The organism is Geomonas diazotrophica, assembly GCF_018919385.1.
GTDB classification, from domain to species: Bacteria; Desulfobacterota; Desulfuromonadia; order Geobacterales; family Geobacteraceae; genus Geomonas; species Geomonas diazotrophica.
This window is the reverse complement of the sequence record NZ_JAHLMF010000021.1, coordinates 1-22,223: the sequence shown is the minus strand read 5'-3', so window position 1 is coordinate 22,223 and position 22,223 is coordinate 1. Positions and strand designations below refer to the sequence as shown.

Below are 22,223 nucleotides of genomic sequence, written 5' to 3'. Positions count from 1 at the left end.
GCCCCGCATGTGATGATCCCGGGTCCGGGGGGAGGGACAAAGAAAAGGGCGCACCCGCTGAGGGTGCGCCCTTGGTACATCCAAAGAGCTGGCGAATGTTTATTCGCCCCTACTTTTTCACGTTGTAGAAGACCTCGGCCCCTCTGAACAGCGCGACTTCGTCCAGTTCGTCCTCGATCCTGAGCAGCTGGTTGTACTTGGCTACACGGTCGGTACGGCAGAGCGAACCGGTCTTGATCTGCCCCGCGTTGACGGCCACGGCGAGGTCGGCGAGGGTGACGTCCTCGGTCTCGCCGGAGCGGTGCGAGATGACGCAGGTGTAGCCGGCGCGCTTGGCCATCTCGATGGCGTCGAGGGTCTCGGTCAGGGTGCCGATCTGGTTCAGCTTGATCAGGATGGAGTTGGCGATCCCTTTCTTGATCCCTTCCTTGAGGATGGAGGGGTTGGTCACGAACAGGTCGTCGCCCACGATCTGGATGCGCTTGCCCAGGCGGTCGGTGAGCTTCTTCCAGCCGTCCCAGTCGTTCTCGGCCATGCCGTCCTCGATCGAGATGATCGGGTACTTGTTGACCAGGTTCTCGTAGAAGTCGACCATCTGGTCGGCGGTCTTCTTAGGCTCCGCCTCGTTCTCCAGGGTGTAGACCCCGTTCTCGAAGAGCTCGGAAGATGCGACGTCGAGCGCCAGGAGCACTTCCTCGCCCGGCTTGTACCCCGCCTTCACGATGGCCTCCATGATCACTTCGAGGGCCTCCTCGTTGGATTTGAGGTTCGGCGCGAAGCCACCCTCGTCGCCGACGGCGGTGTTGTACCCCTTGCCCTTGAGGACCGATTTCAGCGCGTGGAAGATCTCGGCGCCCATCCTCAGGGCCTCCTTGAAGCTCTTGGCGCCGGCCGGCATGATCATGAATTCCTGGATGTCGACGTTGTTGTCGGCGTGGGCGCCGCCGTTGATGATGTTCATCATGGGCAGCGGCAGCTCTTTCGCGTTGGAGCCGCCGATGTACTGGTACAGCGGCAGGCCTACCTCGTCGGCCGCGGCCTTGGCCACGGCGAGGGAGACGCCGAGGATGGCGTTGGCGCCCAGGCGGCTCTTGAATTCGGTGCCGTCGAGCTCCAGCATCTTCTTGTCGATCCCCACCTGGTCGGTGGCGTCCATGCCGGTGATCTCGTCCGCGATGATGTCGTTGACGTTGGCGACGGCCTTCTCCACGCCCTTGCCGAGATAGCGCCCCTTGTCGCCGTCACGCAGTTCCAGCGCTTCGCGCTCGCCGGTGGAGGCGCCGGAGGGAACCGCGGCTCTGCCCATAGCACCGGAATCCAGGAACACCTCGACCTCAAGTGTCGGATTTCCCCTGGAATCAAGTATTTCCCTGGCGTAAACGTCGGTTATCTGGCTCATCTCTACCCCCCTGGATTGAAATTTTAATTGTGAACGGGCAGCGCCGCCCGTCTTAATGGAGCCTCCGTTATATAACATATCTGCCCTCAAAGGGAAGCAGGTTTTGTAAATTTTTGCTAACATGTCGAAGCGACAGCGGTTCCCAAGGCATTTGGTTTAGATTGACAGTACTCAAATAAACGGGATATATTGTCCCCTTGCTGCTATTCTTGCAGTCTCTGTCCTTACGACACGGGAACCATTGAAGATAATGCCCACCGAAAGCGGCGACAAACAGACAATTCAGAAGAGTTCGCTGATCCGGCTTTGCGACAGCTGGATGGACGCGGTTGCCCAGGGTTTCACCTGCGACCGGTATGAGAAGCGCAGCCGCTTCATCATGCTGTTCCTCACCGCCTTGTTCCTCACCCTGCTCATCATTCCGAGCCCGCAGTTCCTCTCGGTGCAGTACCGCGAGGGGGACATTGCCACCTCCGACATCCGTGCCAGCCAAGATTACCTCATCGAGGACCTGCTGCTGACCGAGAAGAAACGGGCGGAGGCGGAGGGTGCCGCGCCCTTCGTCTACACCCTCGCCGCCAACGGCAACATTGAACTGGTGCGCCGCTTCGATGACGCGCTGGATGTCGTGGACGATCCCACCCTGCACGGGGAGGCCAGGCGCAAGGCGGCAGTCGCCGTGCTCGGCGTCGATATCTCGGCCCAGGAGCTCGCGGCACTTTCCCGCGTCAAGCAACAGCGCGCTTTCCTCGCCGACCTGGCGCGGCAGCTGGCCCCCCTGTACCGGCAGCGCATCGTTGCCGACCGCGGCCACTTCGCCGCCGACCTGCGCCACGGCATCGTGGTGGTGGATGATGCCACCAGGCAGGACGTCGCCGGAGGCGACTACAGCGCGAGCATCGACCTCCCCGCCGCGCGACGCATCTTCTCCCAGGCCGCCCTGACCCAGGGGGCGGCGCCCCACGACCTGGAACTCCTGAAGGGGGTGGCACTGCGCATGATCGCGCCCAACCTCACCTTCGATCGCAACGGTACCGACACCAAGAAGAGCGAGGCGCGCGCCGCGGTGCGCCCGGTGCTCTTCAAGATGAAGCGCGGCGAGATGATCGTCCGGGTGGGGGAGCGGGTGACCTCCGAGCAGGCGATGAAGCTGGAGAAGATCTTCAAGACCAGGAACAGTACCCCCGTTCTCACCGGCCTGGGGATCTTCGGCCTGATCCTGGTGCTCTGCTACGCCCCGTTCCGCTTCGGCCGCAAGAACATCAGGAAGTTCAACCCGAGCAACAAGGACGTCCTGCTGCTGTCGCTTCTGACGGTGGCCAACTTCGCGGTCCTCAAGCTGGTGTCGGCCGTTTCCACCGCCCTTGGCGGGCTCTTCCCCTCCATCGACACGGCGAGTTACTTCTACCTCTTCCCGTTCGCGGCTTCCGCCATCATCGTCAGGATCATCCTGAACTCCGAGGTCGCCCTGGTCTACTGCGCCATCACGGCGCCGCTCACCGGGATCATGCTGAACAACTCGCTGCAGGTGGTGGTCTACGCCCTGCTCGGAGGCATCGTGGGCGCCCACGGGGTGCGCCAGTGCAAGGAGCGGGGGACCATCTACAGCGCGGGGTTCAAGGTAAGCGCGGTGAACATGGCGCTCGCCGTCTGCTTCCACGTCTACAACGACAGCCCGCTTTCCCTGCAACCGCTTTATTGCATCATCTTCGCCTTCCTGGGCGGCCTGATCAACGCGGTCTACGTTTCCGGCACCATCCCGCTCATCGAGGCGCTCTTCCAGTACACCACCGACGTGAAGCTGCTGGAACTGGCCAACCTCAACTCGCCGCTTCTGCGCGAACTGATGATCCGCGCCCCCGGCACCTACCACCACAGCGTCCTGGTGGGGAACATGGTCGAGGCCGGCGCCGAGGCGATCAACGCCAACCCGCTGCTCGCGCGCGTTGCCGCCTACTACCATGACGTCGGGAAGCTGAAGAAGCCGCAGTACTTCATCGAGAACATCCGCGACGGCGAGAACCGCCACGACAAGCTCTCCCCCAGCATGAGCGCGCTGATCCTGATCTCGCATATGAAGGACGGGGTCGAACTCGCCAAGGAGCACCGCATCGGGCAGCCGATCATCGAGATCATCCGGCAGTCCCACGGCACCTCGCTGATCAACTACTTCTACCTGAAGGCGAAGGGGCTCGAGACGCCGGGCTCTCCCCCGGTCGACGAGCGGGACTTCCGCTATCCCGGCCCCAAGCCGCAGACCAGGGAGGCGGGGCTCGTGCTTTTGGCCGACTGCGTGGAGGCCGCCTCGCGCACCCTCACCGACCCGACGCCGGCCAGGATCCAGGGGTTGGTGCAGAAGATCATCAACAACATCTTCATCGACGGCCAGCTGGACGAGTGCGAGCTGACACTCAAGAACCTGCACGAGATAGCCAAGAGCTTCAACCAGATACTGGCGGGGATCTATCACCAGCGCATCGATTACCCCGAGCCTGCCTACAAGGAGAAGACGATTGCCAAGAAGCCAGAGGATAACGATAGCGAATCGCCAAAGGCGGATACCGGTCGCGAAGACGCAGCTGCGAAAGGTGGCGCAGAGGATCTTAGACGCCTTGGGATGTCCTGAGGCGGAACTCTCCGTCAGCATCGTCGGGGACCGGGCCATCCGGGTCCTGAACCGGGAGTACCTGGGGCGGGACAAGGCTACCAACGTGATCTCCTTCGCCATGCAGGAGGGGGAGTTCGGCTCCATCAACCCCGGCCTTCTCGGGGACGTGGTCATCTCCGTCGACACCGCGGCGCGCGAGGCCGAGGAGGCCGGCGACACCTTCCTGAACCGCCTGTACTTCCTGCTTTTGCACGGCGTCCTGCACATCACCGGCTACGACCATGAAAGAAGCGGCGAGGCCGAAGCCGCCCGCATGGAGGCCAAGGAGCGGGAGATCTTCTCCCTGCTGGTTGAGGAAGGGCTTGTCTAGCCGGGGCAGGGGCTTGATATGAAGCCGACCCGCTTCATCGACTCTGTGAACTGCGCCATCGAGGGGATCCTTCACACCACCCGCACGCAGAAGCACATGCGCTACCACTTCCTGGCCGCGCTCGCCGTGCTGTTCGTCGCGCTGCTGTTGCGGGTCTCCTCTATCGAGTTCATGCTGCTGGCCTTGGCCATCAGCTTCGTCCTCTTCGCCGAACTGCTCAACACCGCCATCGAGGTGGTGGTGGACATGATCTCGCCCGACTACCATCCCATGGCCAAGCTGGCCAAGGACGTAGCGGCGGGCGCCGTGCTGGTGGCCGCTTTCGGCACCGCCATCATGGGATACCTGGTGCTCGCCAAGTACGTGCTCCCCTGGCAAAGGCAGGGTCTGGAGATGCTGGGGACGGAGTCGGAACTGGGGATGGTGGTCTCGGCGATCCTGGTGCTCATCGTGGTCGTGATCCTCAAGGCGCGCGGCGGGACGGGAAAGCCGCTCGAAGGGGGGGGCGCCAGCGGCCACTCGGCGGTCGCCTTTTCCATCGCCACCTCGGTGGCGCTGCGCACCCAGGAACCGCTCATCGCGCTTTTCAGCTTCATCCTGGCCGTGATGGTCAGCCACTCGCGCCTGCTGCTCAGGATCCACCGCCCCCGGGAGATCGTGGTGGGGGCGCTGGTCGGGGTGGGGATCACCATGGCGGTGCACCTGTTGTTCCGCGCCTTTTGGTGAGAGCTTTGACAGACAACGCAGCAACATTAAGGAGACAGATCCTTGGAAGAGGGTAACGGACGCAGGGGCCAGGGACTCATCGAATCCCTGACCCGGCTCTTGTACGGCAAAAAGAAGGTCACCGAGGCGGAGATCCAGGAGATCATGGATGCCGGCGAGGAAGAAGGGGTCATCAACCAGGAAGAGAACGCGATGATCCGTTCCATCCTGACCCTCGGCGACTCGATGGTGCGCGAGATCATGCTGCCGCGCATGGAGATGGCCTGCGTCTCCATCGAGGACGAGGTGCGCGAGGTGCTGAAGTCCATCATCGCCTCCGGCCATTCGCGCCTTCCGGTCTACGAGGGGACCATCGACAACGTCATCGGCCTCATATACGCCAAGGACCTGCTGCGCTACTGGGGGGAGCCCGACCACGCCATCGAGCTCAGGAAGCTGATCCGTCCCCCCTTCTTCATCCCGGAAACCAAGAACCTCGAGGAGCTGCTGCACGACTTCAAGAAGCGCCGGGTCCATATGGCGGTGGTCATCGACGAGTACGGCGGCACCGCGGGACTGGTCACCATCGAGGACCTCTTGGAGGAGATCGTGGGGGACATCCAGGACGAGTACGACCTTGAGACCGAGCGCCTCTCGGTGCAGACGGACGGCTCCATCGTCGCCGACGGCAGGCTTCCCATCGAGGAACTGGAAGAGCAGTTCGACGTCGAGATCGCGAAGGAAAACTTCGAGACGGTGGGGGGGCTCCTTTTCCACCTGACCGGCCGCATCCCCGCCGAGGGCGAGGTGATCGAGAACGACTCGCTGGTGCTCACCGTGCTGGAAGCGGACGAGAGACGGATCGCCAAGGTGCACATCGCGAGGAGGCAGGAACAGGCCGGGGAGTCCGAGGAACCGTGACCGCGCGCACCGCCATCGCCGGGGAGGCGACCGCGGGACGCTACCTGCTGGCGCTGTTCTCGGGCGTTTTGCTGGCGCTCTCCTTCCCGCTGCCCGGGATATCGCCCCTGGCCTGGATCGCCTTCGTTCCGCTTTTCCTGGCGACCGATCGCGTCTCGCCCCGGCTCGGTTTCCAGTTCGGCTTCACGGCCGGATGCGTCGCCTACGCGGGCATCCTGTACTGGCTCAACGTGGTGATGATGAACTACGGGAAGCTGCACTGGACGGTGAGCGTGACGCTCTACCTCACCCTGGTCGGCTACCTGGCGCTCTATCCCGGCGCGGTGCTCTGGCTGGTGCGGCGCTGCGAAAGGAGCCGGATTCCGCTCCTTTGCTCCTTCCCGCTTTTGTGGGTGTCGGGGGAGGCGATCCGCTCCTACATTTTGACCGGGTTTCCTTGGGCGAGCCTCGGCTATTCCCAGTACCGGACCCTGCCGCTGATCCAGATCAGCGACGTGACCGGGGTGTACGGGGTAAGCTTCCTGGTCGCCCTGGGCAACGTGGTGTTCTACCGGATCTGGGTGTCGATGCGCCACCGCAAACCCTACCCGGTGCGCGCCCTGTTGCTGCTGGTGCTGCTGCTGGCGGCGACCATGGTCTACGGCGTCACCGCGCTGACCCGCGTCGAAAAGGGGGAGCCCCGGAAGGTCCTCCTGGTGCAGGGGAACATCCCGCAGGACGTGAAGTGGGATCCCGCCTTCCAGGATGCGACGCTTAAGACCTACGAACGGCTCACCCGGGAGGCGTGCCGGGAGCCGGGGACCCTGGTGGTCTGGCCGGAGAGTGCCCTGCCGTTTTTCCTGCAGCGGGAGCCGGCCTACGCGGCGCGGGTGCGGGCGCTGGCCGTAGAGTTGAAGAGCCCGCTGGTGGTGGGGAGCCCCGCCTACGAGCAGGAGGGGGGAAGGATGCGCTACCTGAACAGCGCGTACCTCATCTCCGAACAGGGCGCCATCGCGGGGAGAAGCGACAAGCTGCACCTGGTCCCCTTCGGCGAGTACGTGCCGCTGGCCCCGCTGCTCCCCTTCGTGAACAAGCTGGTCACCGGGATCGGCGACTTCTCCCCCGGCAGGGAGGCTGTTGTGCTGCCGGCCTCGGTCGGGAAGCTCGGCGTACTGGTCTGCTTCGAGGGGATCTTCCCGGAAGTGGCCAACGCCTATGTCGAAAGGGGAGCCCAGGTGCTGGTGAACATCACCAACGACGCCTGGTTCGGGCGCAGTTCCGCCCCTTACCAGCACCTTTCCATGACCGTGTTCCGGGCCGTGGAGAACCGGGTTCCCCTGGTGCGGGCGGCCAACACCGGCATCTCCTCGGTGATAGACAGCAAGGGGCACATCCGGGGCATGACCCAGCTTTTCCAGGAGGCGACCCTGAGCGGCGAGGTGAGGCCGGGGACCGGTCGGACCTTCTATAACCGTTTCGGCGATCTCTTCGCCCTGCTCTGCCTCTCCGGCAGTATCGGGATGGGGATCGCCTGTTACCGCGGGCGCCGTAACTGACGCTTTGCCAATACCAGTGATCGCCTTGCCGGCGATGCGACCATAAGGAGTTTTGAGATGTTCAGAGAAGAAATTGCCAAGATCGAGGACCTTGCCGAGCGAATCCACAAGCTTCGGGGGTCTCTTTGACGTAGATGACAAGCGGGAGCGGATGCACGAGCTCGAGGAGCTGACCTCGCGCGCCGATTTCTGGAACGACGCCGAAAAGGCCCAGAAGGTGCTCAAGGACAGGATGGCGATGGAGAAGGACGTCACCACCTGGGAAACCCTCGAGCGCCAGGCCCGCGACATCCAGGAGCTGATCGAGCTCGGGAACGAGGAGCAGGACGAGGCGACGCTGGCCGAGGTCCACGGCATGAACGAGCAGCTGGAGATCGGGGTGAGCCAGGCGGAATTCCGCAGGATGCTCTCCGGCCCCCATGACGCCTCCGGCGCTTTCGTCTCCATCAACTCCGGGGCCGGCGGCACCGAGTCTCAGGACTGGGCCGAGATGCTCCTGCGCATGTACCTGCGCTACTGCGAGAAGAAGGGGTGGAAGACCGAGATCACCGACTACCAGGAGGGTGATGGGGCCGGGATCAAGGGGGTCACCTTCGCGGCCACCGGCGAGTTCGCCTACGGTTACCTGAAGGCGGAAGCGGGCATCCACCGGCTGGTGCGCATCTCCCCCTTCGACAGCAGCGCGCGGCGCCACACCTCGTTCGCGTCCGTGTTCGTCTTTCCGGTGATCGAGGAGGATGACATCGAGATCAAGATCCCTGAGAGCGACCTGAGGATCGACACCTACCGCTCCTCGGGCGCCGGCGGCCAGCACGTCAACACCACCGACTCGGCCATCAGGATCACGCATCTTCCCACCGGCACCGTGGTGGCCTGCCAGAGCGAGCGCAGCCAGCACATGAACAAGGCCACCGCCATGAAGGTGCTCCGCTCCAAGCTCTACGAGATGGAGCTCCGGGAGCGCGAGGCGAAGGCGGCCGATATCGCGGGCGAGAAAAAGGAGATCGGCTGGGGGAGCCAGATCCGCTCCTACGTGCTGCACCCCTACAAGATGGTCAAGGACCTGCGCACCGGCGTGGAGAGCGGCAACCCGGACAACGTGCTGGACGGCGCCCTGGACGACTTCGTGGTTCCCTACCTGATGGGCGTGCGCCGGGAAACCAAGGACATCTAGGGGCTCCGACCTCCTCCCTGCAAGCGTACGAGCTGTACCTCTCCCCCTCCGGGGCGGGACCAGACAAGGAACCATAATGCTTAAGACGGCAAGACTGTTGATTATATATCTCCTCCTCCTCGCACCCGCGGCCACCGGCTGCGCCGCGCAGCGCGCCGGCCTTTCCAGCGTCGGCTTCGCCATCCAGGTGGGCGCCTTCTCAGACGTGAAAAACGCCGAGCGCCTCACCAGGAAACTGCAGGAGCAGGGGATCGAGGCCTTTTACTTCAAGCGGGAAAACGGCATCTACGCGGTCCGTTTCGGGGACTTCCCCCGCCGGGAAGAGGCGCGCAAGGCGGCCCAGAAGCTGGTGAAGGAGCGCACCATCGGCTCCTACTTCATCGCGCCGCCGCAGCCCGACCGCACCGCGCTGGTGCGGGAGACCGTGATCGAGAAGGCGCCCGCGCCCTCCATCACCACCCCGGTGAAGCCCGGCAGGAAGCGCGAGGAGCCGGTGAAGCGCGACCGCAGCGACATGGGGAACATCGCGGCCCGCACCGCCGAGCGCTTCGTGGGCATCCCCTACCGCTGGGGCGGGGACACCGTGGTGGACGGCATGGACTGCAGCGGATTCGTGCGCGCGGTCTACAACCTGTGCGGCGTCAACATCCCGCGCACCTCGCGCGAGCAGTACCGGGTGGGGGACGCGGTCGGGCGTGAAGAGCTCAAAGACGGCGATCTGGTCTTCTTCGGGGCCTCCTCCGATGAGATCAACCACGTCGGCATCTTCGTCGGCAACGGCCGGTTCGTGCACGCGCCGCGCCGCGGCGACGACATCAAGGTGAGCTCCATGGACGAGTCCTACTTCCAGAAGAAGTTCGTCGGGGCGAAACGGTATTTTTAATCCCTACGCCCCCGGTGCCGATAAGGTCTAGGCCCGGCAAGGCAGAGCAAAGGGGACCGCAAAAAGGGGACAGGCACCTCCGGGGACAGGCACCTCCGGAGCCAGTCCCCACAGGCCCGAGCCTTAAACGTAGAACGTAGAACATAGAACGTAGAACTTGATTCATAGTTGAACCAAAACCGAGACAGGAGCAGTTATGGCATTTATCAAGCCGTTCAAGGCGGTACGCCCCAAAAAGGAGCTGGCCGAGAAGGTCGCCGCCCTTCCCTATGACGTGATGAACACCGAGGAGGCCATCCAGATGGCCGCCGGCAACCCGGTGAGCTTCCTGCACATCTCCCGCCCCGAGATCGATCTTCCCAGGGAGGTCGATGTGCATTCGGAGCCGGTGTACCTCAAGGGGCGTGAAAACCTTGAGCGATTCCTGGCCGAGGGGGCGCTGCTGCAGGACGAGACCGAGCGCTACTACGTGTACCGCCAGAAGATGGGGAGCATCACCCAGACCGGCCTCGTGGTCTGTGCCGGCGTGGACGACTACCAGACCGGCACCATCAAGAAGCACGAGCTGACCAGGGCTGACAAAGAGGAGGATCGCGTCAAACATATCGACGCGCTCAACGCGAACGACGAACCGGTCTTCTACACCTACCGTCACGATGCCGCGATCACGGCGACCATCGATCGGGTGACCCAGGGGACGCCCCTGTACGATTTCACCACCGATGACGGCGTCTCCCACGCCCTTTGGGACATCGCCGACCCGAAGCTGATCGAATCCCTCACCGTGAGCTTCGCCGCCATACCGACCCTCTATGTCGCAGACGGGCATCACCGCAGCGCCGCAGCGAGCCGCGTGCGGGACCTGAGAAGGGACGCCAACCCGAAGCACACCGGCAGCGAGGAGTACAACTACTTCCTCACCGTGATCTTCCCGGACAACGAGATGACCATCATGCCGTACAACAGGGTGGTGAAGGATCTGAACGGCCGCAGCGTCGCCGAGTACATGGCGCGCGTCGGCGAGCGTTTCGAGGTCACCCCGGTTTCCGGCGCGGTCAGCCCGGGGGAGCGCCACCAGTTCGGCATGTACCTGGGAGGCAAGTGGTACGAGCTCACCCCCCGCGAGGATTCCTTCCAGGAGAACGACCCGGTCGCCTCCATGGACGTCTCCATCCTGCAGGACAACCTGCTCAGCCCGGTCCTCGGGGTGCGCAACCCCCGCACCGACCAGCGCATCCACTTCGTCGGCGGCATCCGGGGCGTCGAGGAACTGGAGCGGGTGGTCAACTCCGGGGAGTACATGGTGGCCTTCTCGCTGTTCCCGACCTCGATCGAGGAACTGATGTCGCTTGCCGACGAGGACAAGATCATGCCGCCCAAATCGACATGGTTCGAGCCCAAACTCAGAAGCGGCCTCTTCATCCATTTGCTGGATTAACTGCATACCAAAACCTCACGGAGGAAAATTGATGCGCAACGTAGAGAAGTTCCTCGTGCTGCTGCTGCTCATGGCGGCGGTAGCCATACCCGCCTGCTCCCAGAAGGATCCCGCCAAGCAGCCGGCAACCGAAAAAACCGCAGCCAAGGTCGCCGCGGGGGCGGTGACCACCCCCTCCGGTCTTTCCTATACCGACCTCGTGGTAGGTACCGGCCCCTCCCCGACCTCTGGCAAGGGGGTGAAGGTGCACTACACAGGGACCCTGGAAAACGGCACCAAGTTCGACAGCTCGCTCGATCGCGGCCAGCCCTTCATCTTCAGGATCGGGGCAGGCGAAGTGATCCCGGGCTGGGACGAGGGGGTCATGTCCATGAAGGTGGGGGGCAAGCGTAAGCTGGTGGTCCCGCCGCAGCTGGGCTACGGTGCCAACGGCGCCGGCGGGGTGATTCCCCCGAACGCCACCCTGATCTTCGAAGTGGAGCTTCTCGACGTAGAGAAGTAATCATACCGGCTGCTTGCAATGGTACCGGGGCGCTGTAAAGTTGTGCTTTGTGCTTTTTAGCCCCAGGCTTCGTTGCGAGGTGCCCCATGCGCCTGATGCCGCTTGCCTTGTTTCTGCTCCCGGTGCTGCTCTGCCAGCAGGCCGTCGCCGGGCAAAAGAGCGTCACCCTGTACCTGGACGGGGCGCGGGTGGAGCAGGAGTTTTCCGCCTCCGGCGGCTACCTCGAACTCCCGTTGCCGGACGGCTTCGCACCGGGGTCGCTCCGGGTGAAGGCGCCGGGGGGGAGCGTGCTGAGGGTAGAGCTGGTCCCGGCCGAACAGGACCGGCGCCGGGCGGGCGAAATAGCCAAGCTCCGGGAACGCCGCGGCGAGTTGCAGGACCGCATGGACGCCCTGAACCGGCGCGAGGAGATCTTCTCCGCCGCTGCCAGGTCGCAAAGTGGCAAGGCCCCCAGGAAGACGAAGGCCAACCCCGATCCGGTGGTCACGCTGCAGCAGGGGACCGAGTTCGCTCTGAACCAGATGGAGGCGGTTTACCGCAGCAAGCGCAAGTGCCGACTCGCCCTCGACGCCGTGGAGCGGGAGCTGGCGATGGCCGCCAAGGGGGTCGCGTCGGCGCGCATCTGGGTCACCGGCAGCAAAACCCGCGTCTCCTACCTGGTGGGTAACGAGCGCTGGATCCCCAGTTACGATCTCCGGTTCTCGGGGGAGGGGGGCGCCGAGTTGCTGCTGCACGCGAAGCTCCAGCAGCGCGAGAAAGGTGTGCAGTACCAGGTGGCGCGAGGAACGACGGCAAAGCCGGGAGCGGTCGATGCGGTGCGGGGAGATTTCCCGGTCCTGGCCCGCTACCCGCTCACGGTCACCGGTGCCGCCGGTGCGGAGCCTCCCGAGCGTTTCGCTTTCGCCCCGGTCGAGGCCGGTCTCCCTGCCGGGGACGCCGCCCTTTACTGGAAGGGAGAATATCTAGGCAGCGCGCCGTTCTCCGGGGGAGGCAGCACCGTGTTCACCCTGGGGCAGTAGCGAAGGTCCTTGCCTTTGTATGATTAAGATGCTATAAGAAAGCGGCTTTTTTCATGTGATTTGATATTCCCACCCAAAGGAGGAGATATGACTGCAACATCTTCAGATTTCGTCAAAGCGCTCGAAGTAGGGCGTCCCCCCAACGTAGCGAAACTCTTCCCCAATTCCAAAGCACTGCTCGTAAGCGGCAAGGTCGTCGACCGCGCCATGAACGCCAAGGGACATGCCCTGGCCCTGGCTGCCAACGGCCGCAACCACTTCGTCATCCGCGGGGTGCTCGCCGCGGCCCAGCGCGCCAACGCCGCCGTCATCATCGAGATCGCCAAGAGCGAAGGTGGCCAGAAGGCATACTGCCCGGTCAACTACTGGAACATGGCCCGCCAGGTCGACGCCGTCGCCAACGAGCTCGGCATCACCATCCCGGTAGCCATCCACGCCGACCACTACGGCATCAAGGGGGAAGGGGACGTCAAGTCGGCCAAGGTCGAGATTCCGAGCATGTTCGAAGCCGGCATCACCTCCATCGCCATCGACGCATCGCACCTTCCCGACGAGGAGAACCTCCTCGCCAACATCGAACTCAGCGGCGTGATCCCGGCCTGGGCCGGTCTCGAGACCGAGGTGGGCGAGATCAAGGGGAAGGAGGGGCTTTCCACCGTTCCCGAAGCGCTCTTTTTGATCCGCGGCCTCAACGCCCACGGTATCTTCCCGGACTGGATCGCTCTGAACAACGGCACCACCCACGGCATCGAGGCCTCCGACGCCGGCATCCAGGTCGACCTCACCGCAGAAATCCACGAGGCGATCAAGCAGTACGGCGTTAACGGCGCCCAGCACGGCACTTCCGGCAACAGCTACGACAGGCTGCGCCAGATCGCGCAGAACACCCGCACCACCAAGGCCAACGTGGCGACCGCCCTGCAGTTCATCTCCTGGGGGCTCGAGGTCAACGACTACGGCAACGCCAAGCTCGATGAGAACGGCAACTTCATCAAGGTGAAGGGCGAAGGGATGAGCGAGGAGCTGTGGGCCGAGATGGTGGCATTCGCCGAGTCCAAGGGGTGGAAGAAGGGGGACTACAAGAACCTCAACCTCCCGTTCGAGAACAAACTTTTGGCCCAGCCCAAGGAAGTGCGCGAGCGCATGAGCAAGAGAGTCGAGGATTTCGCCTACAACCTGATCGCCAACGTCTTCAACTCCGCCGACACGGCGCCGCTTGCCATCGACGCCATCCTCAAGGCCGGATCCTACGACCTCGGCCCCAAAGGAAAGCGGATCGAGAACCCGGCTGAGTGGACCAAGGAGCAGCTCCCCAAGCAGGCCCAGGGACTTACCCGGGACAAGGGACCGGAAGGCAACTTCGAGGACTAGCACCGCCATCAAGCTGAGAAACACCGAGAGGGGGCCTCGCGCCCCCTTTTGTAGCTGGCTGTCTGAAGGGGGAACACGATGAAAGAAAGGCGCAACTTTTCACGGGTCGATTTCAGGGTCTCCGCCTTGCTGCAGGCGGAGGGAGTGGCAGTCAAGGGAGAGGTGACGGACGTGAGTCTGCACGGCCTCTACATGGAGACGCAGGAGCTGATTCCGGTCGGCACGCCGGTCGAGGTGACCATCTACCTCTCCGCGGCCCCCGACCCGGTCGTCATCAACGTGAAGGGTACGGTGGCGCGGCTGGTCCCCGGAGGCCTCGGCTGTGCCTTCGACAAGATGGACGTGGAGTCCTTCGCCCACCTGCGCAGCATCATCTCCTACCAGGGGGGCGACGAGTCCAAGGTGATGGCGGAGTTCTCGGAGTACGTGGTCAAGAAGATGCACGATGAGTGAAGCGGTACCTCTGCCGGACCTGGCGCCGCTGCGCGACTGGTTCACCTCCTACTGCAATTCCTTCCGCACCTCGGACCGGGAAGTGCAGCGCAACTTCGACCTGAAGGAAGAGCATACCCGTAACGTCTGCCGGGATGCCCTGCTTATCGCGCAGGGGATGGGGCCGCGCTTCGAGATGCTGGCCGAAATCGCCGCGCTGTGCCACGACCTCGGCCGCTTCCCGCAATTCAGGGATCACCACACCTTCAAGGACAGCGACTCGCTGAACCACGCCCACCTCTCCGCGCAACTCATGAAACAGCACCAGTTGCTCGAGTTCCTTCCCGGGGAGGAGCGTGCCTGCATCGAGATAGCGGTGCGGATGCACAACGCCTTTCAGGTGCCCGATGGACTCCCCGCCGTTACCACCGACCTGCTCAGGCTGCTGCGTGATGCCGACAAACTCGACATCTGGCGCGTCTTCATAGAGTACTTCAATGCCCCCGCAGACCAGCGCGCCTCCGGCGCCGGGCTTGGCTTCCCCGATCTCCCCGGCTGCTCCGCCGAACCTCTCGCCGCCGTAACCGCCGGGAAGATGGTCCAACTCTCCACGCTGAAGAGCCTCAACGATTTCAAGCTGCTGCAGGTTTCCTGGATCTACGACATCAACTACCCTGCGACCTTGCGGCTGATCAGGGAACGGTCGGTGCTGGAACGGTTCCGCGCGATGCTCCCCCAGGGTCGCGAGGTCCAGGACGTCCTGGCGCAGGTCGGCCGGTACCTCGAGCGCAGGCTGCGCGAATCGGCGCACTTCCCCCAGCAGTAAAAGGAAATACCAGTGGAACTGCATTACGCGAGGCTGTGGTTCAGCTTCACCCTCAGGCAGGATCTCGGCGATCCCTACGCCTTCTACGCCACCAGGGCGGACTTCGAGACCGCCTTCCGTACGGCCCTCTCCTGCAAAAGGGGCGACTGCGCCGGTTGCCGTAACGTGGAATGTGCTTTCCCGGCGACGTTCGACCAGCAGATAGCGGAGGACCCGGAGGCGGTCCGACGCCACCAGAAGCCGCCCCTTCCTTTCATTTTCGACTTCCCGGTGCTTTTGCCACCCCCAAACCGCGGCCGCGTCTGCGAACTTGTGCTCACCCTCGTCGGCAGCGCCATCCAGCACCTCCCGACCTACCTCGCGGCGGTCGGACTCCTCATCGAACAAAAGGGAGGCGCCCCGGTCGGTGTGACGGCCGAATCCCCGGGGGGAGAGCGCACCGCATACTCCGGCGACGGCTCCCTTTCCCTCCCTCTGCTGGGTTCCCTGGACCCGGCCCTTACCGGACCGCTGCCGACGGAAACCGTCGCTATACGTCTACTGACCCCCCTGAAGCTGGTGCAGGATGGCCGCCTGCTCAAGACCTTCACCTTTGCCAACTTCGCCCGCACCCTGATGCGCCGGGTGTCCTCACTCGCCTACCACTATGAAGGCGCCGAACCTGCCCTGGATTACCGCTGGCTGTCCCAGCAGAGTGAGTCTGTGCGCACCGTGGAGTCGGACTGCCGCTTCGTATCCTGGAACGGCCGCCCGGCGGGGATCCTCGGTAGCGCCCGCTTTGCCGGCGACTTGGAACCGTTCCACCTGTTGCTGCAGTTGGGACAAGCCACCCATCTCGGCAAAAGCGCATCGTTTGGCTTTGGCTCCTACCGCGTGGAAGGGTAAGGGGCGCGCCGGTCCGAGCTACGGTTAAAATCTTGTAATGTTCTCCAACTTGGTTAGAATACCGAGGTGCCTTTTTCAGCCCGAGTTGAAGGAGCAGGGTCATGGCCCACACCTTTTGGAGGCCGTTGCTGATCACCGCCTTGTTTGTTTTGCTGCTCGATCTCTTCTACGGGACGATGGTGAAGCAGACGGCGGAGCGTGGGGCGGAAATCACCTACAGCCGTTTCCGCGCCGAGCTTGCCGCCGATAACATTGCCAAGCTGACCCTGAGGGGAAAGAGCGCCAAGGGGCAGTTCCGCACCGCCATCAAGGTGCCGGCTGCGACCGTCGAACAAAAAGGTCAGAGTGTCGATGTCGCCACCTTCAGCACCACCCTCCCTGCGCTGGAAGATCCCACCCTTTTGCCGGAGCTGAGCGCCCGGCGCGTCGACGTGAACGTCATTTCCACCGAAGGGTCTCCTCTGGGGTCCATCTTCCTGTACCTGCTGCCTTGGCTTATCATCATCGGTGTCTGGCTCTTCGTGATGAGAGGGATGCGCAAGCAGGGGGCGAGCGGCATGATGGGAGGCTTCTCGCGCTCAGGGGCCAAGGCCTACACCTCCGAGCGGATCGATGTCACCTTCGCGGACGTGGCAGGGATGGAAGAGGCAAAGCAGGAACTACGCGAGGTGGTGGAGTATCTGAAGGAGCCCAGGAAATTCCAGCAGATCGGGGGGAAGGTGCCGAAGGGGGTGCTCCTGGTGGGTCCCCCGGGAACCGGCAAGACGCTCCTGGCCAGGGCGGTGGCGGGGGAGTCCGGCGTTCCCTTCTTCTCCATTTCCGCCTCCGCCTTCATCGAGATGTTTGTCGGCGTCGGCGCCAGCCGGGTCCGGGACCTGTTCGCCAGCGCCCGGAAGGTGCTGCCCAGCATAATCTTCATCGACGAGCTCGATGCGGTGGGGCGAAGCCGCGGCGCTGGTTTCGGCGGCGGTCACGACGAGCGGGAGCAGACCCTGAACCAGCTACTCTCCGAGATGGACGGCTTCGATCCTCACACCGAGGTCGTCGTGATCGCGGCGACCAACCGGCCGGATGTGCTCGATCCGGCCTTGCTCCGCCCCGGTCGCTTCGACCGCAATGTGGTCATCGAGCGCCCGGACTGGCGGGATCGGGAGAAGATTCTCAAGGTGCACACCAGGAGGATTCCCCTGGCGCCGGAAGTGGACCTGGCCGTGATCGCCAAGGGAACCCCTGGCATGACCGGGGCCGACCTGGAAGGGCTGGTCAACGAGGGTGCCATCCTGGCCGCTCGCGACAACAAGGTCGTGGTGGGGTTGGAGGAGCTGGAACGGGCGAAGGATAAGATCCTCATGGGGGGGGAACGCCGCATGGTGATCTCGGATGAGGAAAAGCGGATCACCGCCTATCACGAGGCGGGCCACGCGCTGGTGGCACGCTTGCTTCCCAGTACCGACCCGGTGCACAAGGTGACCATCCTGCCCAGGGGGCGCGCCTTGGGCGTGACCCAGCAGTTGCCCGAGGATGACCGTTACCACTACCCGCGTGCCTACCTGGTGAACCGCCTCTGTGTGGCCTTGGGGGGACGGGTCGCGGAGCGCATCGTGTTCAACGACGTCTCTTCAGGTGCTCAGAGCGATCTGAAGCACGTCACCGAACTCGCCGAGAAGATGGTCTGTCAATGGGGGATGAGTGAAAAGATAGGGGCCATGACCTTTCCGCGCGGAGAGGAACACCCGTTTCTGGGGATGAAGCTTGCGGAGGAAAAGACCTTTTCGGAAGAGATGGCCTGGCTGATTGATCAGGAGATAGCAACCCTGATCCATTCCGCTGAGCTGAAGGCGATGGAATTGGTCAGCGGCAACCGCAGCAAGCTGGATGCGCTTGCCGTAGCCCTGCTCGAGGAGGAGACCCTGGATGGAGTGCGCGTGGACGAGATACTGGCCGCCGCATGACCGGCCACAAAGACGCCGCCGCCCACTCTCGCTCCAACCAGTCAGAAAAGTTCCGATCAGTCAGAAAAGGCCGACCAGTCCCGTCCGCTCCTAATAGATGATGATGTACCCTTTCCTGCTGGCGATCCCTGTTATTTCAAGAGTGTCCTTGATCCGGAAAGTCTCACCATCCAGGGTGAAGATGTACCCATCCCCATCAGGTACCGCGAGTTCGATCAGCGATTCGAAAGATGCAGTCTTTATGGTTTCCATGGGCGGCACTATACCATTTGCCGTCCGTGCCGTAAAGTCTTTGCATCATTGCATTACAGGCGTTTTATGTCATAGTGATTTCTGCTCATTTCCGGCACCACCTTCTGTTGCCCATTTCGATGTTATCGAGGTCTACATGCTGAGAAAGAGAAAGAGTGGGATCCTGTTGCACCCCACATCTTTGCCCGGCCCGGGCGGGATTGGTTCCTTCGGTGAAGAAGCAAAGAGATTCGTAGATTTTCTGCACAAGTCAGGACAGTCCCTGTGGCAGATCCTTCCCCTTGGCCCCACAGCCTACGGCAACTCGCCATACTCCTGTTACTCGGCCTTTGCCGGCAACCCCTTGTTGATCAATCTTGAGATGCTGCAGGACGAGGGCGATCTGCTGACGGAGGATTTCAAGCAGGAACTTGATTCAGAGCGGGTCGATTACGGCGCCACCGAGATATATAAGATGGCTAGGCTCAAGGATGCCGCCGCCCACTTCTTCATGGAGTCGCCACAAAAGCGCAAGGAGGAGTTCTGGCATTTTTGCGACAACACCTTCTGGCTGCATGACTACGCGCTTTTCATGGCGCTTAAGGAACAGTTCAAGGAGGTCAGTTGGAAGGATTGGCCGGATGACCTGGCAAACCGGGAACCGGAGGCGCTCTCCTCCTGGAGCGAGAAGTTGGGAACGGCCATCGGCGAGCAGAAGTACATGCAATGGCAGTTCTCCCGGCAGTGGAAGCAACTGAAAACCTACGCCAACGTTCTTGGCATCTCCATCGTCGGCGATCTTCCCATATTCGTAGCCTACGATTCAGCCGATGTATGGGCCAACCCCCACTTGTTCCATCTGGACGAGAAAGGCGTTCCCATCGTCGTCGCCGGGGTCCCTCCCGACTACTTCAGCAAGACGGGGCAGTTGTGGGGCAACCCGCTTTACAACTGGGACAGGATGGCTCAGGAAGGGTACGGCTGGTGGATAGCCCGGCTGCGCAACGATCTCTCCCTCTACGACATGGTTAGGATCGACCACTTCCGAGGTTTCGAGGCATTCTGGGAGGTGCCGATGTGGGAGAAGACTGCCGTCAACGGTCGCTGGGTCAAGGGGCCGGGCGAATCGCTCTTCCACGCTCTGCGTAACGCCTTGGGAACCCTGCCGATCATCGCAGAGGACCTCGGGGTCATCACTCCTGAGGTGGAAGCGCTGAGGGACCAGTTCGGCTTCCCCGGAATGAAGATCCTCCAGTTCGCCTTCGGTTCCGGGCCCGACAACCCGTACCTGCCGCACAACCATGTCAGGTCGTTCGTAGTCTATACGGGGACTCACGACAACGACACTACCGCCGGGTGGTTCAGTTCCTTGAAGGCGAAAGAGCAGAAGAACGTGCTGGCCTATTTCGACCGGGACGGAAACGATATCGTGTGGCAGATGGTGAAATGCGCGCTCGCCTCGGTGGCCGATTACGCCATCATCCCTATGCAGGACCTCTTGGAGCTTCCCAGCAGCGGCAGGATGAACATGCCGGGGGTGGCGGGGGGCAACTGGAGCTGGCGGTGCCCGTCCGACGCCTTCTCAGGGAAGCTGGCCACTAAACTCGCACGGGCAACCGAGCTTTACGGAAGGCTCCCGGACTAGATCGGTAGAGTTTTTAATGGCAAATTTGTTGACAAGGTGGCTGATGTTTTTGTATAGAGGATACATCGCGTATTCTTTATAAAAAAGCTTCAGAAAAGGACGGGAGAGAACTATGCCAGAAAAATCTTTTGGATTTGACACCCTTGCACTTCATGCCGGTCAGGCGGTAGATCCGACCACCCTATCCCGTGCCGTGCCCATCTACCAGACCTCCTCCTATGTCTTCAAGAGTTCGGAACACGCGGCCAACCTTTTCGGGCTCAAGGAGTTCGGCAACATCTACACGCGTTTGATGAACCCGACCACCGACGTGCTGGAGAAGAGGGTAGCCGAGTTGGATGGAGGTGTCGCCGCTCTCGCCGTGGCTTCCGGCCAGGCTGCCACCACCTATGCCGTCCTCAACATCGCGAGCGCAGGCCAGAACATCATCTCTACGAGTTACCTGTACGGCGGAACCTATAATCTGTTCCACTACACCCTGCCGAAGCTCGGCATCACGGTGAAATTTGTCGACTCCTCCGATCCGGAGAACATTCGCAAGGCCATCGACGAGAACACCCGCCTGGTCTACAGCGAGGCCATCGGCAATCCCAAGAACAACGTCGACGATTTCGAAGCTATCGCCAAAGTCGCCCATGATGCCGGCATCCCGTACATCGTTGACAACACAGCGGCGACCCCGTTCGTGTTCCAGCCGCTGAAGCACGGAGCTGACATCGTCGTCTACTCCTTGACCAAGTTTCTCGGCGGGCATGGCACCAGCATTGGCGGTTGCGTCGTCGATGGCGGCACCTTCCCCTGGAACAACGGCAAATTCCCCGAGTTCACGGAGCCCGATCCGTCCTACCACGGTCTCAAGTTCTGGGATGCCTTGGGCAATATCTCCTATATCATCAAGATGAGGGTGGAACTGTTGCGCGACATGGGAGCCTGCATCTCCCCCTTCAACGCCTTTCAGATACTGCAGGGGATCGAGACCCTGCATGTGAGGATGCAGCGTCACGTGGAGAATGCGCAGAAGGTTGCCGAGTGGCTGGAGCAGAACCCGTTGGTAACCTGGGTGAACTATCCCGGCCTGCCGAGCCACAAGGATCACGGTAATGCCAAGAAATATCTGAACGGCGCCGGTGCCATTATCGGCTTCGGCATCAAGGGTGGACTCGAGGCAGGCAGGAAGTTCATCGATAACGTGAAGCTGTTGTCGCATCTGGCCAACATCGGCGACGCCAAGAGCCTGGTTATTCATCCGGCGTCCACTACCCACCAGCAGTTGAGTGCCGCGGAGCAGTTGGAGAGTGGTGTAAGCCCCGACTTCATCAGGCTCTCCGTCGGTATAGAAGACGTGAAGGACATCATAGCCGACATAGAGCAAGCGCTTAACGCCGCGCAAGCCTAGTTCTGGCACATCCAACCGACCACGAGGGCGATGCGAAAGCATCGCCCTTTTTGTTCGTATCTGTTGCCCGGTCCATTGTTTCAGCAAAGCCAACCGGGGGCACGACTGTCCCCCAAAGGGCAACTCTTTAGTCATCACAGTTGCTTCTGACTGGTTAAGGAAAACAAACAACAAACCCGTTGACGCAGGCAAAGGCATTTGTTATAACCACCCTCCGCTGACGAACGAGGCATTTCAATTCGGCAGCGGCCAACAAAAAAGCATTGACAGCCGAAACGGCCTTTGCTATAAAGTTGAGCTTCGCAGTCACGACGTTCTTTGCAACCGAATAGACCACCCGGCAGGAAGAAGGGCCACAGTAGCACCTCGCGGTGCGATGGAAGCCTTTCGGGACCGATCAACTGGATCGGGCCACTGCGAAAACCTCGAAAGTTTTTTGAAAGAAAATCTTGACAGGCGGTTCGGGTTCAGGTAGGGTGCTGAGTCTGTCGCAAACGGCGGCTTGGTCTTTGAAAACTAAATAGTAGACGAAACAGCATTTGCGAGTTTCAAAATGTAACAAGTCAGTTGTTTCAAACTAGAATCGGATTTTCCGGNCTATAAAGTTGAGCTTCGCAGTCACGACGTTCTTTGCAACCGAATAGACCACCCGGCAGGAAGAAGGGCCACAGTAGCACCTCGCGGTGCGATGGAAGCCTTTCGGGACCGATCGACCGGATCGGGCCACTGCGAAAACCTCGAAAGTTTTTTGAAAGAAAATCTTGACAGGCGGTTCGGGTTCAGGTAGGGTGCTGAGTCTGTCGCAACACGGCGGCTTGGTCTTTGAAAACTAAATAGTAGACGAAACAGCATTTGCGAGTTTCAAAATGTAACAAGTCAGTTGTTTCAAACTAGAATCGGATTTTCCGGTTTCAAATTAAACTGGAGAGTT

Annotated in this window: 19 protein-coding genes; 17 read left to right on the top strand and 2 right to left on the bottom strand. The window is 61.9% G+C overall.

The annotated features are described in order from the left end of the window. Window positions 1-109: 109 nt before the first annotated feature. The gene (gene eno, locus KOM00_RS18910) at window positions 110-1,399 is read right to left on the bottom strand and encodes a phosphopyruvate hydratase (protein WP_216500577.1); all 1,290 of its coding nucleotides are present in this window, start codon (window positions 1,397-1,399) and stop codon (window positions 110-112) included. A gap of 250 nt (window positions 1,400-1,649) precedes the next feature. Between eno and KOM00_RS18905 the strand changes: the two genes are divergently transcribed. The 15 genes from KOM00_RS18905 to ftsH all read left to right on the top strand — a co-directional run bounded on the left by KOM00_RS18905 (window position 1,650) and on the right by ftsH (window position 18,020). Beyond that, window positions 1,650-4,025 carry an HD family phosphohydrolase gene (locus KOM00_RS18905; protein ID WP_216500600.1) on the top strand — a complete coding sequence of 792 codons (2,376 nt, stop codon included), beginning with the start codon at window positions 1,650-1,652 and terminating at the stop codon, window positions 4,023-4,025. After that, window positions 4,012-4,377 (top strand): rRNA maturation RNase YbeY, encoded by a 366-nt coding sequence (gene ybeY, locus KOM00_RS18900; protein ID WP_236027080.1) that lies wholly within the window; start codon window positions 4,012-4,014, stop codon window positions 4,375-4,377. Before KOM00_RS18905 ends, ybeY begins: the two co-directional genes overlap by 14 nt. An 18-nt stretch (window positions 4,378-4,395) precedes the next feature. Then, the gene (locus tag KOM00_RS18895) at window positions 4,396-5,103 is read left to right on the top strand and encodes a diacylglycerol kinase (protein ID WP_216500575.1); all 708 of its coding nucleotides are present in this window, start codon (window positions 4,396-4,398) and stop codon (window positions 5,101-5,103) included. A gap of 42 nt (window positions 5,104-5,145) precedes the next feature. Next, window positions 5,146-6,003, top strand: a complete 858-nt coding sequence (locus tag KOM00_RS18890) for a hemolysin family protein (RefSeq protein ID WP_216500574.1) — start codon at window positions 5,146-5,148, stop codon at window positions 6,001-6,003. Further along, window positions 6,000-7,538, top strand: a complete 1,539-nt coding sequence (lnt, locus tag KOM00_RS18885) for an apolipoprotein N-acyltransferase (protein WP_216500573.1) — start codon at window positions 6,000-6,002, stop codon at window positions 7,536-7,538. Before KOM00_RS18890 ends, lnt begins: the two co-directional genes overlap by 4 nt. Window positions 7,539-7,595: 57 nt before the next feature. After that, window positions 7,596-8,712, top strand: a protein-coding gene (gene prfB / locus KOM00_RS18880) for a peptide chain release factor 2 (RefSeq protein WP_216500572.1) whose coding sequence is annotated in 2 segments (ribosomal slippage) — window positions 7,596-7,664 and window positions 7,666-8,712 — 1,116 coding nt in all. Because the reading frame shifts where the segments join, the coding sequence is not laid out codon by codon here. 76 nt (window positions 8,713-8,788) lie between these two features. After that, on the top strand, window positions 8,789-9,595 hold the full coding sequence (locus tag KOM00_RS18875) for an NlpC/P60 family protein (protein WP_216500571.1): 807 nt from the start codon (window positions 8,789-8,791) through the stop codon (window positions 9,593-9,595). A gap of 196 nt (window positions 9,596-9,791) precedes the next feature. Continuing rightward, window positions 9,792-11,033, top strand: coding sequence for a DUF1015 domain-containing protein (locus KOM00_RS18870; protein WP_216500570.1), 1,242 nt, complete (start codon window positions 9,792-9,794; stop codon window positions 11,031-11,033). A 31-nt stretch (window positions 11,034-11,064) separates the two neighbouring features. Then, on the top strand, window positions 11,065-11,535 hold the full coding sequence (locus KOM00_RS18865) for an FKBP-type peptidyl-prolyl cis-trans isomerase (protein ID WP_216500569.1): 471 nt from the start codon (window positions 11,065-11,067) through the stop codon (window positions 11,533-11,535). An 86-nt stretch (window positions 11,536-11,621) separates the two neighbouring features. Continuing rightward, window positions 11,622-12,554, top strand: a complete 933-nt coding sequence (locus KOM00_RS18860) for a DUF4140 domain-containing protein (protein WP_216500568.1) — start codon at window positions 11,622-11,624, stop codon at window positions 12,552-12,554. 87 nt (window positions 12,555-12,641) lie between these two features. Further along, window positions 12,642-13,925 (top strand): class II fructose-bisphosphate aldolase, encoded by a 1,284-nt coding sequence (locus KOM00_RS18855; protein ID WP_216500567.1) that lies wholly within the window; start codon window positions 12,642-12,644, stop codon window positions 13,923-13,925. A 78-nt stretch (window positions 13,926-14,003) separates the two neighbouring features. Beyond that, window positions 14,004-14,378: a PilZ domain-containing protein gene (locus tag KOM00_RS18850; protein ID WP_216500566.1), complete on the top strand. Its 375-nt coding sequence runs from the start codon at window positions 14,004-14,006 to the stop codon at window positions 14,376-14,378. Beyond that, a complete protein-coding gene (locus KOM00_RS18845; protein WP_216500565.1) occupies window positions 14,371-15,183 on the top strand; it encodes an HD domain-containing protein in 813 nt (270 codons plus the stop codon). The genes KOM00_RS18850 and KOM00_RS18845 overlap by 8 nt, the downstream gene beginning before the upstream one ends. A 12-nt stretch (window positions 15,184-15,195) precedes the next feature. Beyond that, window positions 15,196-16,068, top strand: a complete 873-nt coding sequence (gene cas6, locus KOM00_RS18840; protein ID WP_216500564.1) for a CRISPR system precrRNA processing endoribonuclease RAMP protein Cas6 — start codon at window positions 15,196-15,198, stop codon at window positions 16,066-16,068. A gap of 101 nt (window positions 16,069-16,169) precedes the next feature. Next, entirely contained in the window at window positions 16,170-18,020 is a 1,851-nt protein-coding gene (gene ftsH, locus KOM00_RS18835) for an ATP-dependent zinc metalloprotease FtsH (protein WP_216500563.1), read from the top strand. A 90-nt stretch (window positions 18,021-18,110) separates the two neighbouring features. Here the strand turns inward: ftsH and KOM00_RS18830 are convergent, their stop codons facing one another. Further along, complete coding sequence (locus KOM00_RS18830) at window positions 18,111-18,272, bottom strand: hypothetical protein (protein WP_216500562.1); 162 nt, start codon at window positions 18,270-18,272, stop codon at window positions 18,111-18,113. A gap of 136 nt (window positions 18,273-18,408) precedes the next feature. Between KOM00_RS18830 and malQ the strand changes: the two genes are divergently transcribed. Continuing rightward, window positions 18,409-19,896: a 4-alpha-glucanotransferase gene (malQ, locus tag KOM00_RS18825; protein WP_216500561.1), complete on the top strand. Its 1,488-nt coding sequence runs from the start codon at window positions 18,409-18,411 to the stop codon at window positions 19,894-19,896. A gap of 112 nt (window positions 19,897-20,008) precedes the next feature. Then, a complete protein-coding gene (locus tag KOM00_RS18820; protein WP_216500560.1) occupies window positions 20,009-21,292 on the top strand; it encodes an O-acetylhomoserine aminocarboxypropyltransferase/cysteine synthase family protein in 1,284 nt (427 codons plus the stop codon). The last annotated feature ends 931 nt before the right edge of the window (window positions 21,293-22,223 follow it).